Source organism: Curtobacterium sp. ER1/6, from assembly GCF_001742745.1.
Classification (GTDB): Bacteria; Actinomycetota; Actinomycetes; order Actinomycetales; family Microbacteriaceae; genus Curtobacterium; species Curtobacterium citri.
Genome location: NZ_MJAK01000004.1, coordinates 132,337 through 146,125, shown reverse-complemented (window position 1 = coordinate 146,125; position 13,789 = coordinate 132,337). Strand labels below are relative to the sequence as shown.

The following is a 13,789-nucleotide window of genomic DNA, read 5'->3' as shown; positions in this document are numbered from 1 at the left end:
GACGAGCGCGTGGACAGGTCTGTCCACGGTTCGGCACCAGCACGCGGATCGCTGCGACCCTGCCCGGAGCACTCCGCGACACCCGTCGGGCAAAAAGAAGAGGCGGCACCGGTTGGGGGGAACTGGTGCCGCCTTGACATCGGTGGATTGGGGGGAATCCGACCCGGTGCCGCCGGAAACGAGTCCGGCAAGAACCACTGTACCCCATGAACACCCGTGCTCGGCAACCCCCGCGACCGGATGTCCGAGCGGCGCCCGCCCGGGTCGCTGCGGCGCGCCGACCGAGGGGTAGTCTCCGACTGCACCCCTGCCGCACCGACGCGAGAGGACACCGATGTCCACACCGATCCGGGCCGACGAACGCCACGACGACGGCCCCACCTTCGCCCCCACCGCGGCCTTCGTCGCCGACGCCGTCGCCGGCGAGGACCTGCACGCGGCCGCCACCGCCGACCGCGAGGCCTTCTGGGCCGACCAGGCACGCAGCCTGCTGGACTGGCGGACACCGTTCACCCGGACGCTCGACTGGTCCGACGCCCCGTTCGCCAGGTGGTTCGACGACGGCGAGCTCAACGTCGCCGAGAACTGCCTCGACCGCCACGTCCGCGCCGGCAACGGGGACCGGGTCGCGATCCACTTCGAGGGCGCCCCCGGCGACACCCGCCGCATCACCTACGCGGAGCTCACCGCCGAGGTGCACCGCGCCGCGAACATGCTGACCGACCTCGGCGTCGAGCAGGGCGACCGCGTGGTCGTGTACATGCCGCTCGTGCCCGAGGCCGTCGTCACGATGCTCGCCGTCGCCCGCATCGGCGCGGTGCACTCCGTCGTCTTCGGCGGGTTCAGCGCCGAGAGCCTCCGCGCCCGCATCGAGGACGCCGGCGCGAAGCTCGTCGTCACCGCCGACGGCGGGTGGCGTCGCGGGACCGTGTCGCCGCTCAAGCCCGCGGTCGACGAAGCCCTGACCGGCGCGGGCACGGACACCGTCGAGCACGTCCTCGTCGTCAAGCGCGGCGGCAACGACATCGCCTGGAACGACCGCGACCTGTGGTGGCACGACGAACTGGCGAAGGCCGCTCCCGAGCACGAGGCGCAGGCGTTCCCCGCCGAGACGCCCCTGTTCATCCTCTACACCTCGGGCACGACCGGGAAGCCGAAGGGCATCGTGCACACCTCCGGCGGCTACCTGACCCAGGCCGCGTACACGCACCGGAACGTGTTCGACATGCACCCGGAGAAGGACGTCTACTGGTGCACCGCCGACATCGGGTGGATCACCGGGCACTCCTACGTCGTCTACGGCCCGCTCGCGAACGGCGTCACGCAGGTGCTCTACGAGGGCACGCCCGACGAGCCGCAGCCCGGTCGCTGGTGGGACATCGTCGACTCCTACGGCGTCACGGTCCTCTACACCGCGCCGACCGCCGTCCGCGCCGCCATGAAGGCCGGCCGGCAGATCCCCGAGGCCCGCAGCCTCGAGTCGCTCCGCCTGCTCGGCAGCGTCGGCGAGCCGATCAACCCCGAGGCCTGGCAGTGGTACCGCCAGGTCATCGGGCACGACCGCACCCCGATCGTCGACACCTGGTGGCAGACCGAGACCGGCGCGATCATGATCTCCGCGCTCCCCGGCGTCACCAAGCTCAAGCCCGGCGCCGCGCAGACCCCGCTGCCGGGGATCGTCGCCGAGATCGTCGACGAAGAGGGCCACCGCGTCGACCCGGGCGAGAGCGGCTACCTCACCGTCACCGAGCCGTGGCCGTCGATGGCCCGTGGCATCTGGGGCGATCCGGACCGCTTCGTCGAGACCTACTGGGACCGCTTCCCCGGTCGCTACTTCGCGGGCGACGGCGCACGCCTCGACGGACAGGGCGACATCTGGGTGCAGGGACGCGTCGACGACGTCATGAACGTGTCGGGCCACCGCCTCTCGACCGCGGAGATCGAGTCGGCACTCGTCGGCCACGAGGGCGTGGCCGAGGCGGCCGTCGTCGGCGCGGCCGACGAGACCACCGGCCAGGCCGTCGTCGCGTTCGTCATCCTGACCGCCGAGGCGGCAGAGGGCGTCGACCGCGACGCGGTGGCGAAGGAGCTGCGCGACTGGGTCGGCAAGCGGATCGGCGCGATCGCGAAGCCGCGGCAGGTGGTCGTGGTCCCGGAACTGCCGAAGACGCGCTCCGGCAAGATCATGCGGCGCCTGCTCCGCGACGCGGCCGAGGGCCGCCGCATCGGCGACACGACCACGCTCGCCGACCCGACGATCATGGCGACCATCGCGGAACTCATGTGACGCGCGGAACGTGGGCAGGGCCTCCAGTCCGTCCGAACTGGAGGCCCTGCCCACGTGACCTGGGTCGCTGACGGTCCGTCAGTCGGCCAGCTCCACGACCAGCTCGACCTCGACCGGCGCGTCCAGCGGCAGCACCGCGACGCCCACCGCGCTGCGCGCGTGGACGCCGGCGTCCCCGAGGACCTCGCCGACCAGCGTGGAGGCCCCGTTCGCGACGCCGGGCTGCCCGGTGAACGACGGGTCGGACGCGACGAAGACCGTGACCTTCACGACACGCGCGACGCGGTCGAGCGACCCGGCCACGGACGCGACGGCCGCCAGCGCGTTCAGGGCGGCGACCCGGGCCTGGGCGGTCGCGGTGTCCGCGTCGACCCCGGCCCCGACCTTGCCGGTGACGGGGAGCGCACCGTCGACGAAGGGCAGCTGGCCGGCCGTGTACACGTACCGTCCGGTGACGACGGCGGGCACGTAGGCTGCGACCGGCGCCGCGACGCCGGGGAGCTCGATGCCGAGCTCGGCGAGCCGGTCGGCGACGCTCACGCGTCGGCCTTCGGGCGCTTCAGGTAGGCGACGAGGCCGCCCTCGGGGCCCGTGACGACCTGGACCAGCTCCCACCCCTCGTCGCCGAAGTTGTTCAGGATGGCCGTCGTGTTGTGGATGATCAACGGCGTCGTGCGGTACTCCCAGCGCATCATGGAGATCCTTGCCAGCCTTTCAGTCGTGGGCGTCGTTTAGGCTGCATCCTATGTCTGCCCAGAAGTCTGCCTCGCGGACCAAGCCCGTCTCCGCGATCGGCGCCTTCGTCGGTTTCGTCGGTTTCAGTGCGCTCGCCGGTCTGCTGGTCACGATCGGGGTCACGCCCGCGATCGCCGTCGCCGGTGTCACGACGACCTCGACCATCGGCGTGTTCGAGTCCCTGCCGGAGTACATCGAGATCGGTGACCTCCCGCAGCGCAACGAGCTCTACGCGTACCAGGGCGGCAAGTCGGTGCACTTCGCGACGGTCTACGACCAGAACCGTCAGGAGCTCAAGTACGACCAGATCAGCGACCAGCTGAAGAACGCCGCCATCGACGGCGAGGACAAGCGCTTCTGGGACCACGGTGGCGTCGACCTGACCTCGCTCGTCCGTGCCGGCGTGGGCAGCGTCGCGGGTGGGCTGGGTGACTCCGGTGGTGGTTCGACGCTGACGATGCAGCTGGTCCGCAACATCAAGATGAACCAGGCCCTCGAGCTCCCCACGAAGGAGGAGCAGGAGAAGGCCTACTCCGAGGCGACCGAGCAGACCATCCCCCGCAAGCTCGAGGAGATGAAGCTCGCGATCGGCCTCGCGAAGAAGTACACCCACAAGGAGATCCTGACCGGGTACCTCAACATCGCCTACTTCGGCGACCAGACCTACGGCGTGCAGGCCGCCGCGCAGCACTACTACAACAAGAACGCGACCGACCTGACCCCTGCCGAGGCAGCGTCGCTCATCGCGATCGTGCAGTACCCCGAGGCCCGCAACCTGTCGAACCCGTCGAAGTACGAGGCGAACGTCGCGCGGCGCAACGTCATCCTCAAGTCGATGTACGCGCAGAAGCACCTGACCAAGGAGCAGTTCGACCAGGCGATCGCCGCGAACCCGAAGGACTACGTCAAGCTCACCGCGCCCACGCAGGGGTGCCGCGCGTCCGTCGGGGACGGCTCCCAGTTCTTCTGCGACTACGCGGTCAAGGTCGTCAAGGAGATGTCGCAGCTCGGCAGCAGCCAGAAGGAGCGCGACGCCGCCTGGCGCAACGGCGGGTACCAGATCCAGACGACGCTCCAGATCGACCTCAACGCGCAGCAGAAGCAGATCCTCAACACGTACGACGACAAGGCGGAGACCCGACTCGCCCTCGGGTCGACCCTCAACTCGATCGAGGCCGACACTGGTCGGATCCTCACGATGGCGCAGAACAAGGACTACGACCAGTCCCTGAAGTCGGCGCCCACGGCCACATCGCTCAACTACTCCGTCGACAAGCAGTACGGCGGCTCCAACGGTTTCCAGACCGGTTCGACGTACAAGCTCTTCACCCTCCTCGCATGGTTGAAGGCAGGACACGGCCTGAACGAGACCGTGAGCGGCACGCCCCGTGACATGAGCACCGGCTGGACGGAGTGCGGGCAGCCCTACTACGTCGCTGGCGGGTACCGACCGAAGAACGACTCCCCCGGTGAGAGCGGCAACTACACCGTCGCTCGCGCCACCGCCCTGTCGATCAACCTCGCGTACCTCAACATGGCGCAGAAGCTCGACCTGTGCGACATCCGCGACACCGCGAAGTCGCTCGGCGTCCACCGTGCCGACGGCGGCGAGCTCAAGTCGAACCCCACCTCGGTGCTCGGCATCAACGAGATCGCCCCGATGACCATGGCCGCCGCCTACGCCGCGGTCGCGAACAACGGCGTCTACTGCAAGCCGATCGCCATCGAGCAGATCACGAACGACGAAGGCAAGAAGCTCGGCGGTCAGACGAAGGACTGCAAGCAGGCGATCGAACCCTCGATCGCGCAGGCCGCCGTGTTCGCCATGAAGGGCACGATCGCGAGCGGAACGGCACGAGGTGCCCAGACGTACGACGGTACGCAGCTCTTCGGCAAGACCGGTACCACCGACACGGCGAACCAGATCTGGCTCGTCGGTTCGAGCTCCCGCGTCGCGACCGCCTACTGGCAGGGCAACACGAACGGCAAGGAGCTGAACCTGCGCCACTTCAGCAACGGGGTCAACGGCACGTACGCCGGCTCCCGTGCGGACGTGTGGCGCCAGGCGCAGACCCCGGTCAACGCCGCGTACCCCGCTGGTCCGTTCACCGACCCGTCGTCCTCGTCGATCCGTGGCAACAGCATCCCGGTACCGAACGTCGAGGGGAAGTCCGCCGACGAAGCACGGAGCGCGATCGCGGGCGCCGGCCTGACCTACGTGGACGGTGGCGCACGGCCCGGAGGCGGACAGGCCGGAACGGTCTCGTCGACGTCGCCGGGGGCGGGCTCGTACCTCTCGCAGGGCTCGAGCGTGACCGTCTACACGACCGACGGCACGCAGACGACCGTGCCGGACGTCGTCGGCAAGTCCTTCGACGAAGCGCGCGGGCTCCTGCAGCAGGCCGGTTTCGCGGACGTGTCCACGACGACCCGGTACGCCAAGGGCGGCGACGGCAAGCAGTGCACCGTGGCGGACGTCCGTCCGCAGGTCGCCACCGCGGCCAGCAAGGACACCACCGTCTCGCTGCAACTGTTCGGCGACGAGGACGGCAAGGCGCCGAAGGAGTGCCGGTGAGTCGGGGCCGCGCCGCGCTGGGAGTCATCGCAGCGGGCGCGGCCGTCGGAGCGGCGACGGCGACGTGGGGTTCCCTCGTCGAGCGTCGCCGCTTCGGCATCCGCTGGGAGACCGTGCCCGTGCTCCCCGAGGGATCGCGTGACGTCACCGTCCTGCACCTCTCCGACATCCACATGGCGCCGTGGCAGGCCGACAAGCAGCAGTGGCTGCGCGACCTCAGCCTGGTCGAGCCGGACTTCGTGGTGAACACCGGCGACAACCTCGGCCACGAGACGGCGAACGGGGCGGTCGAGTACGCGCTGGAGCCCTTCCGCGGCATCCCGGGCGCCTTCGCGCACGGGTCGAACGACTTCTACGGCCCCTCACCCCGGAACCCCTTCAAGTACTTCACGGGACCGAGCAGCACGCGCCCCGACCGGCGTCCGGTCGGTCTCGACATCGACCGGCAGACGGCGTTCTTCGAGTCGCTCGGCTGGCTCGACGTCAACGACCAGGCGCACGCGATCGAACTCCGGGGATCGCGGTTCGAGCTCTTCGGCACCTCGGACGCGCACCGCGACTGGGACCGCCTCGACCTCCTGCCGACGAACGTCGACGAGATGCGCAGCACCGTGCCGTGGACCGAGGACGAGGACGGCCCAACCCCGGTCGCGATCGGGATCACCCACGCGCCGTACCGCCGGGTCCTCGACGCCTTCGTCGACCAGGGTGCGGACATCGTCTTCGCCGGGCACACCCACGGCGGACAGGTGCAGGTGCCGGGCGTCGGGGCGCTCGTCACGAACTCAGACCTCCCCCGGCGCTACGTGAGCGGTCTGCACCGGTGGCAGCACCGCGGGCACTGGTCGTGGCTCGAGGTCTCGGCGGGGATCGGCACGTCCATCTACGCTCCAGTGCGGTTCTCCTGCCGCCCGGAGGCCGTCGTCGTGACCCTGACCGCGAAGACCGCCTGAACCCGGCACCGATCAGTGCGACGCGCCCGGGCGTTCGCCCGATGGTCGTGAGCACCCTCGAACGTCCGGTAGACTTTCCTGGTCGCTCCGGTTCGGGGCGATCACACCGCGGGGTGTGGCGCAGCTTGGTAGCGCGCCTCGTTCGGGACGAGGAGGTCGCAGGTTCAAATCCTGTCACCCCGACACTGTGTTGAGACAGTGATGAAGCCCGGGTCCTCGGACCCGGGCTTCTGTTCTTCCCTGGCTCCTGCTCATCTGGGCTCCTGTCCTGCCCCGGGCTCCTGTCCTGCCCCGGGCTCCTGTCCTGCCCCGGGCTCCTGTCCTGCCCCGGGCTCCTGTCCTGCCCCGGGCTCCTGTCCTGCCCCGGGCTCCTGTCCTGCCCCGGCTCCTGTCCTCCCCGGATCATCGCCGGATCCGCGATCCCTCCTGTGTCGGTCGACACACACCGCTGTCCCGACCGCTGCTCCGCCGCGCTCCCCCGCTACGCTCGCAAGCGTCATGACGATCCCCGCTCCGCTCGCTGCCGTCCTCTCGGAGATCGGCGCCCGCTTCCCCGACCTCGCCGACGACCCGGTGATGGCACGGAGCCTGCTCGAGAACGTCACGTCGATGGTGGCCGAGGCGCACGAGCGCTACGCCTCCGGTGACGGTGTCGCGAGCATCGTCAGCGACCGTTACCTCGACCCGGACCACCTGGCCACAGGAGCACTGCACGCCGAGCACGCCCAGCACCCCGCCGGTGCGATGCTCGCCGCCGAGATGCTGTTCGACGCGTACCTGCCGGTCTTCGTGGACGAGGTCGGCGCCAGCACCACCGCCGAGGTCCTGCGCGCGACACGGGCGTTGCACGCCGGGGTGTGGAGCCGCTTCCCGGCCGGCGCCATCGCCTACACCGAGGCACTCCGGCAACGGGTGACGACGGCGAACCTCGACTCGCGGACGCAGATCGCGCGGGACCTGCACGACCGCGTCGCCCACGGGGTCCTCGCCGGCCTGCAGCGGCTCGACCTCGTGCTGCTCACCGACCCACCGGCACCGGAACGCTCCGAGCAGCTCGAGGGCGCCGCACGCCTGCTGCGTACCGCGTTGACGGACGTCCAGGACCTCGCGGTGACCCTGCACGCGCGCGTCGGCGACGACCGGCTCGACGACGCCCTGCGACGGCACGTCGACGACCTCTTCCCGGGCGACGACCGCCTGACCGTCACCACGACGGGCGTCGGTGGCGCGCTGCCGAACTGGAAGGCCGAGGAGGCTCTCACGATCCTGCTCGAGGCGCTCACCAACCGCCGGAAGCACGCGCCGGGCTCAGCCGCCTCCGTGACCTTCGCGTGGTCCGAGACGGCCGTGGTCGTGACGGTCCGCGACGACGGACCCGGCTTCACGCCCGGCTCGGGTGCGGACGGCCGACTCGGCCAGCAGACCATGCGCGAGCGCGCCGGGGTGCTCGGCGGACGACTCGACGTCGAGAGCGCGCCCGGAGCGGGCACCACCGTCCGCCTGACCGTCCCGCGGGGGTCGATGTGACCGGCGTCACCCACGTCGCACTGGTCGACGACCACCGGCTGTTCCGGGAGGGGCTCGCGACGATCCTGTCGTCCGTCCCGACCATCCGCGTGGTCGCGCACGGCGAGCGACCGTCCGACGTGCTCGACTCCCCCGAGGCGAACGCGATCGACGTCCTCCTGCTGGACGTCGAGCTCGACGGACCGCCGGCACGCACCACCATCGCGACCGTCCGGCGGAACCACCCGCGGATCGCCGTGGTGGTGCTCACGATGCACCGGGACGCCGTGCTCCGCCGCGCGCTGCTCGACGCGGGCGCCGTCGACTTCCTGACGAAGGACACGCCGAGCCGCGAGCTCGTCGACCGCATCGTCCGAGCGACCCGCACCGACGCCGCACCGGTGACCTTCCCGGTCGACCTGGTCACCGACGCCCGGGCCGGCTCACCGCTGAGCGACCGCGAGCTCGAGGTGCTCCGTCTCGTGGCCGCAGCCCGGTCCAACGCCGAGATCGCCGTCGAGCTCGGTCTCGCGGTCGGCACCGTCAAGCGGCACGTCTACAACGTGTTCCGCAAGCTCGACGTGGGCACGCGGGTCGCCGCCATCACCGCTGCGACCCGCCTCGGCCTGCTCGCCTGACGGCATCGCGCGAGCGCGTCCGGGTCTCGGGCCCAGCGACGGTCCTCGGGCCCGAACGCCCGAGGAGTGTCGCCCAGACCGAGTCTCGGACCGCACACGGCGCGGACCGGGCGACGTCAGACGGTCGCGCCCGCCGGGACCAGCCTGCCCTCGGCCTGCAGCGACGCGACGACGTCGAGCGCCTGGTGCCGGTACCGGGCCTGCGCCGCACCCGGTGCCACGATCACGCCGTCGGCGCCGGTCGACGCGACGAGCTCGTTGATCTTCGCCGCGACCTGCTCCCGCGTCCCGTACGCCTGGCGCTCGGTCCGCGCGGCGATGAACCGACGCTCGAGGTCGGAGAACTCGTACGCGCGCGCCTCGTCCATCGACACCGGCTCGGGCTTGGCGCCCTGCCGCATCCGGATGAACGAGATCATGCCGGGAGCGCTCTGCTCGTCGACGATCGCGGGGTCCTCGTCGGTCACGACCTGCACGCCGATGAGCGCGTTCGGCGTCTGCCGGAAGCGCGACGGGCGGAACGAGTCGCGGTACAGCGCGAGCGCCGCCTCGGTGTTGTCGGAGGCGAAGTGGTGCGCGAAGGCGAACGAGACACCGAGGGCACCGGCGACCTGCGCGCTGTAGCCGGAGGACCCGAGCAGCCAGAACTCCGGCACGTCGCCGTAGCCCGGCACGGCCCGGATGCGCGAGAGCGGGTTCGCCTCGTCCATGCCGGTGAAGAAGCCGATCAGGTCGGCGAGCTGCTGGGGGAAGTCGTCGACGTCGAGGCGGTCCGTCCGGCGCAGGGCCATCGCGGTCGCGCCGTCGGTCCCCGGTGCGCGACCGATGCCGAGGTCGACCCGGTCGCCGTAGAGCGCCCGCAGCGTGCCGAACTGCTCCGCGACGACGAGCGGCGCGTGGTTCGGCAGCATGACCCCGCCGGAGCCGATGCGGATCCGCGACGTCGCCGCACCCACGGCGCTGAGCAGCACCGCCGGTGCCGAGGACGTGATGCCGGGCATGCCGTGGTGCTCCGCGACCCAGATGCGCTCGTAACCGAGCCGCTCCGCGTGGACCGCGGTGTCGATCGTGCCCTGCAGGGCCTCGGTGTTCGTCTGGCCGTACTCACGCGTGGCCAGGTCGAGGACGGACAGGTGCAGGGTTGCGTCGCTCATGCGGGGGACAACCGACGCCGGGCCGCGCACATTCCGCAACGGGAGGCGCGTGGCGGGCCCGCCACGCGCCTCCCGTCCGGTCATGCGGTCGCGCTCAGTGCGCGAGCGCACCATCCAGCCGCCCACCCGACTCCGTCAGGTAGCAGTTCGCGCAGAGCGACTCGTAGGTGACACCCGCTCCGTCGATCGCGACCTGCGAGCCGTCGAAGACGAACCGCCCGTCGACCTTCCGCGGGTTGAACACCGCCTTGCGTCCGCACCGGCAGATCGTCTTGAGCTCCTCGAGCGAGTGCGCGATCTCCAGCAGCCGGGCGCTCCCCGGGAACGCCTCGGTGCGGAAGTCGGTGCGGATGCCGTAGGCGAGCACCGGCACGTCGTCGAGCACGGCGATCCGGAGCAGGTCGTCGACCTGTCGCGGCGTGAGGAACTGTGCCTCGTCGACGAGGACGCAGCTGACCAGCCGGACCATCCCGTCGAGACGAGCCGACTCCGGGTCGGTCGCACCGGCGTCCGCGACGGCCGCACGCACGTCGTCGTCCGGCGCGAACACGACGTCCACTGCCCGCGTCACACCGAGGCGCGACACGATCTCCCGATCACCCTTGGTGTCCACCGACGGCTTCGCGAGCAGGACCCGCTGCCCGCGCTCCTCGTAGTTGTACGCAGCCTGCAGGAGCCCGGTGCTCTTGCCGCTGTTCATGGCGCCGTACCGGAAGTAGAGCTTCGCCACTACGCGAGGAACCCGTCCTCGGCCGCACGGCGGATGAGGTCGGACTTCTTCGAAGCGGGCCGACCGACCTTGCTGTACTTCTCGCGGACCCGACGCAGGTACGTCTTCGCGGTCTCGTACTGCACGTTCATCTGCGCGGCGACCTCGTTCGTCGAGTAGCCCGACACGTACAGGCGCAGCGCTTCTTCCTCACCGGCGCTGAGCTTCGGCCGCTGGTGCGCGTTCGCCCCGGTCGGCAGCGGACGCCAGTCGCGCTGGACCGGGGTCTCGCGGGACACGCCCATGACCTCGCGCGCCACGTCCATGACCTCGCGCATGGGCAGCGACTTCGACAGGAACGCCGCGGCGCCGGCGGCCAGCGCGCGGTCGCGGGACTCGCGGCTGTCGACGCTCGACAGGACGATGACCTTCGCGCCCGCGGCCCGGCAGGTGCGCACCCGCGCCTCGATCGACACCGGCTCCTTGAGCTGGAAGTCGAGGAACACCAGGTCCGTCGGGAAGTTCTCGCTGTGCACCATCTCGAGCCACGTGTGGGCCGTCAGGGCGAGGTCGAAGTCGAAGGCGTTCACGGCGATCCAGCTCGACAGGCTGTCGAGCAGCACCTCGTGGTCGTCGAGGATCGCCAGCCGCACACGTCGGGTGCCGGCCTGCGGGAGCGGGGACCCGCCCTCCGTGGTCCGGGTCGGATCAGTGCTGGTCATAGGAGAACCTTAGTGCGAGGGACGATGGTCGGACCGCGACGTCGAGGTCGTGGAAGGTCACGCGGAGCACCGCGAAGTAGGGGTCGAAGGTGCGGTGGATGCCCACGTCGGAGTCGTCGACGGCGAGCTCCATGCGGACGGCGACGCGGCCGGCGGGAGCACCGGGCTCGTCGGCACGGCGGACCGTCGCGCGGAAGCGGGCGGGGTCGACCGTCGCCGCCCCGAGCGCCGCGCGCAGGAAGGTGCGGACGACCGTGCGCTGGTCGGCGTCGAGCGTCGCGATGAGCCCGTCCGGGTCATCGACGGCCTCCGCCGGACCGCCGTCGACCACGACCGCGTACTCGAACCACGTCCGGTCGGCGTCCGCGACCATCGCGCGGCGGATGCCGTCGGCGATCGCACGGGCACGGGCGCGATCGGCGTCGGTGATGACCTCGCGGGTGCGGAGCTCGGCGAAGAACGGCGCGACGTCGCGCGCGAGGATGACCGAGCGGTCCTGCTGCACGCTCGCGGCGATGCCGTCGCGCTCAGCGCGGGCCACCGAGTACGAACCGGCACGGATCTGCACCCGCTCGGCCAGGCCGCCGAAGGTCCACGCGAACACCACGGCCGCCGCGGTGAGCACGAGGGTCGGAGCCGCCGCGAGGAACGCGGCCACCGCCACGGGCACCTGGTGCGGGAACACCGACGCGGAGACGCCCCAGGCCGCCGCGTCGACGGCGGCGAGCACGAGCCCGCCAACGGCGAGGTCGCGCCACGGGCGGTAGGGCGCGACGACGACGATCCCGGTGGCGGTCAGCAGGCACATGAAGTCGTTCAGGGCGTTCCGGTCCGGACCCCACTGGGCGGCGACGCTCGACACGGTCGCGACGGCGAGCAGGGCCACGTGGACGACGTACGCCCACCGCGGGAACGGCGCGCGGAAGGGTGAGGACGCGGTGACGACCACCGCCCCGGAGGCGGCGAGGACCAGCACGGTGAGCGCACTGAGCGTCGGGCTGCCGGGGACGTCACGGTCGAGCAGCGACACGAGCAGCGCCCACAGGACCCCACCGGCGCCGAGCACGACCGCGAGGGGTCGCGACCCCATGGCGCCGAGGGGGTCGTACTGCTGGGCCGTCCGGGAGCCCCGCGCGGCGGCGCGCACGACGTCGACTCGGCTCACCGGGTGTTCCCCCGGTCGGACTCGCCGGTCACGGCGTAGGCGTCCACCGTGTCCGCTCCACCGACCGCGGGCGGGTAGGGCACGGACATCATCACGCTCGTGCCCGACCCGGGCGAGGACCACACCTGCACGTCACCGCCGACCCGGCCGATGCGCTCGCGGACCGACCCGCGCAGGCCCATCCGGTCGGCCCCGGTCTCCTGCTCGTCGAACCCGCGACCGTCGTCGACCACCATCACGGTGCACGAGGCGCCGTCGTCGAACACGCTGACCTCCGCGGCGTCGGTGCCCGCGTGCTTCCGCACGTTCGACAGGCACTGGCCGACCGCGCGGAGCATCGCCGTCGACCCGGCTGCGTCCAACCGGCCCAGGGCACTCGTGTCCCCGGTGACCGCGACCCGCAGGCCCTCGGTCCGGTGCTCGTCGACCATCGCGTCGAACGCCGTCGTCGTGGCGTCCGGGTCCGGATCGGCACCGGTGTCCGGCGCGGCGAGCCACTGCCGCCCGGTGAGCATGGCGACGTCGGTCTCGACGGTCCGGGCGAGCTGGGCGTCCATCGGGCCGTCCGGGGCGAGGGCGATGGCACCGAGGTGGTTGAGGACGGTGTCGTGCAGGATGGCGGCGGCCTCGGCCTCGACCCCCGCGCGGTAGGCCGACACGTGCTCCTCACGCGCGGAGCGGAGGAGTTCGGGCTGCACGCGCTCCGACCGGGCGGTGTTGCGGCTCGTAAAGAGCACGAGTGCGACCACGAACCCGAGTGTGATCCACGCGAGGACGAGCGGCCGCGGGGGCGCGTCGGCCTGGAGCACGGCGAGCGAGGTCGCGAGCCGGCCGACCAGGAACCCGCCGAACGACCAGAGCACGACCCGGCCGGCCACGGCCCCCGCGCCGCCGACGAGGACGAGCGGGATCACCGCCAGCGAGAGGAGGTAGCTCGACACCCAGGCCGTCGGGACCTCGCGCTGCACGACGGTCGTGAACCACCAGGTGCACACGCCGCCGACGGCGAGGAACGCCACGGCGGAGCGCCAGGTGCCGAACTGTACGTGCACGCCGATCATCGCGAGCATCGGCAGCAGCGCGAGCACCGCTCCCGCGACGCGCACGTCGGGCTCGGCCAGCCGGTAGAGCAGCAGGGTGACGGCGGCGGCGACGACGGACCCCACGGCAGCGGCGTGGAACGCCCGCACGGTCGACCACGCGTTCACTCGCGGTGCGAGGTGCGTGGGGATGCCGAGCACGGGTCCGTGGTCCTTTCGGGAGTCGTCCGGCCGCCGGTCTGCACGAGCACCCGCGGGGCGATCGTGTACCCCGAATCGAGCGCGGTCCGGCGACCTGTCCGATG

General features: G+C 71.4%; 12 protein-coding genes and 1 tRNA gene. 6 read left to right on the top strand and 7 right to left on the bottom strand.

The window, feature by feature from the left end; translation table 11 throughout:
- The first annotated feature begins 334 nt into the window (after nucleotides 1–334).
- Nucleotides 335–2,287 (top strand): acetate--CoA ligase, encoded by a 1,953-nt coding sequence (gene acs / locus Cus16_RS08350; protein ID WP_069712175.1) that lies wholly within the window; start codon nucleotides 335–337, stop codon nucleotides 2,285–2,287.
- Between the two features lie 78 nt (nucleotides 2,288–2,365).
- On the opposite strand, the gene Cus16_RS08345 is transcribed toward acs, so the two are convergent.
- Both Cus16_RS08345 and Cus16_RS16645 read right to left on the bottom strand, forming a co-directional pair.
- Entirely contained in the window at nucleotides 2,366–2,827 is a 462-nt protein-coding gene (locus Cus16_RS08345; protein ID WP_069712174.1) for a RidA family protein, read from the bottom strand.
- A complete protein-coding gene (locus tag Cus16_RS16645) occupies nucleotides 2,824–2,982 on the bottom strand; it encodes a hypothetical protein (RefSeq protein ID WP_189319560.1) in 159 nt (52 codons plus the stop codon). The genes Cus16_RS08345 and Cus16_RS16645 overlap by 4 nt, the downstream gene beginning before the upstream one ends.
- A 50-nt stretch (nucleotides 2,983–3,032) precedes the next feature.
- On the opposite strand from Cus16_RS16645, the gene Cus16_RS08340 reads away from it, so the two are divergent.
- The 5 genes from Cus16_RS08340 to Cus16_RS16275 all read left to right on the top strand — a co-directional run bounded on the left by Cus16_RS08340 (nucleotide 3,033) and on the right by Cus16_RS16275 (nucleotide 8,694).
- On the top strand, nucleotides 3,033–5,597 hold the full coding sequence (locus Cus16_RS08340; protein ID WP_069712173.1) for a transglycosylase domain-containing protein: 2,565 nt from the start codon (nucleotides 3,033–3,035) through the stop codon (nucleotides 5,595–5,597).
- Nucleotides 5,594–6,550, top strand: a complete 957-nt coding sequence (locus Cus16_RS08335; RefSeq protein WP_069712172.1) for a metallophosphoesterase — start codon at nucleotides 5,594–5,596, stop codon at nucleotides 6,548–6,550. The genes Cus16_RS08340 and Cus16_RS08335 overlap by 4 nt, the downstream gene beginning before the upstream one ends.
- A gap of 109 nt (nucleotides 6,551–6,659) precedes the next feature.
- Nucleotides 6,660–6,733: transfer RNA gene (locus Cus16_RS08330), tRNA-Pro, on the top strand.
- 315 nt (nucleotides 6,734–7,048) lie between these two features.
- Nucleotides 7,049–8,077 carry a sensor histidine kinase gene (locus Cus16_RS08325; protein WP_069712171.1) on the top strand — a complete coding sequence of 343 codons (1,029 nt, stop codon included), beginning with the start codon at nucleotides 7,049–7,051 and terminating at the stop codon, nucleotides 8,075–8,077.
- On the top strand, nucleotides 8,074–8,694 hold the full coding sequence (locus Cus16_RS16275) for a response regulator transcription factor (RefSeq protein ID WP_069712170.1): 621 nt from the start codon (nucleotides 8,074–8,076) through the stop codon (nucleotides 8,692–8,694). The genes Cus16_RS08325 and Cus16_RS16275 overlap by 4 nt, the downstream gene beginning before the upstream one ends.
- A gap of 116 nt (nucleotides 8,695–8,810) precedes the next feature.
- Here Cus16_RS16275 and Cus16_RS08315 read toward each other — a convergent pair whose 3' ends face one another.
- The 5 genes from Cus16_RS08315 to Cus16_RS08295 form a co-directional block, all read right to left on the bottom strand.
- Entirely contained in the window at nucleotides 8,811–9,848 is a 1,038-nt protein-coding gene (locus tag Cus16_RS08315) for an LLM class flavin-dependent oxidoreductase (protein WP_069712169.1), read from the bottom strand.
- Between the two features lie 94 nt (nucleotides 9,849–9,942).
- Nucleotides 9,943–10,578 (bottom strand): thymidine kinase, encoded by a 636-nt coding sequence (locus Cus16_RS08310; protein ID WP_069712168.1) that lies wholly within the window; start codon nucleotides 10,576–10,578, stop codon nucleotides 9,943–9,945.
- Nucleotides 10,578–11,279, bottom strand: coding sequence for a response regulator transcription factor (locus Cus16_RS08305; protein WP_223246564.1), 702 nt, complete (start codon nucleotides 11,277–11,279; stop codon nucleotides 10,578–10,580). Before Cus16_RS08305 ends, Cus16_RS08310 begins: the two co-directional genes overlap by 1 nt.
- Nucleotides 11,266–12,444 carry a hypothetical protein gene (locus Cus16_RS08300; protein ID WP_069712167.1) on the bottom strand — a complete coding sequence of 393 codons (1,179 nt, stop codon included), beginning with the start codon at nucleotides 12,442–12,444 and terminating at the stop codon, nucleotides 11,266–11,268. The genes Cus16_RS08305 and Cus16_RS08300 overlap by 14 nt, the downstream gene beginning before the upstream one ends.
- Complete coding sequence (locus tag Cus16_RS08295; RefSeq protein WP_069712166.1) at nucleotides 12,441–13,685, bottom strand: sensor histidine kinase; 1,245 nt, start codon at nucleotides 13,683–13,685, stop codon at nucleotides 12,441–12,443. The genes Cus16_RS08300 and Cus16_RS08295 overlap by 4 nt, the downstream gene beginning before the upstream one ends.
- Between the last annotated feature and the right edge of the window lie 104 nt (nucleotides 13,686–13,789).

Coding starts and splice junctions, on each gene's coding strand:
- acs (WP_069712175.1), top strand. CDS start 335: ATGTCCACACCGATCCGGGCCGACGAACGCCACGACGACGGCCCCACC.
- Cus16_RS16645 (WP_189319560.1), bottom strand. CDS start 2,982: ATGATGCGCTGGGAGTACCGCACGACGCCGTTGATCATCCACAACACG.
- Cus16_RS08340 (WP_069712173.1), top strand. CDS start 3,033: ATGTCTGCCCAGAAGTCTGCCTCGCGGACCAAGCCCGTCTCCGCGATC.
- Cus16_RS08325 (WP_069712171.1), top strand. CDS start 7,049: ATGACGATCCCCGCTCCGCTCGCTGCCGTCCTCTCGGAGATCGGCGCC.
- Cus16_RS08315 (WP_069712169.1), bottom strand. CDS start 9,848: ATGAGCGACGCAACCCTGCACCTGTCCGTCCTCGACCTGGCCACGCGT.
- Cus16_RS08305 (WP_223246564.1), bottom strand. CDS start 11,279: ATGACCAGCACTGATCCGACCCGGACCACGGAGGGCGGGTCCCCGCTC.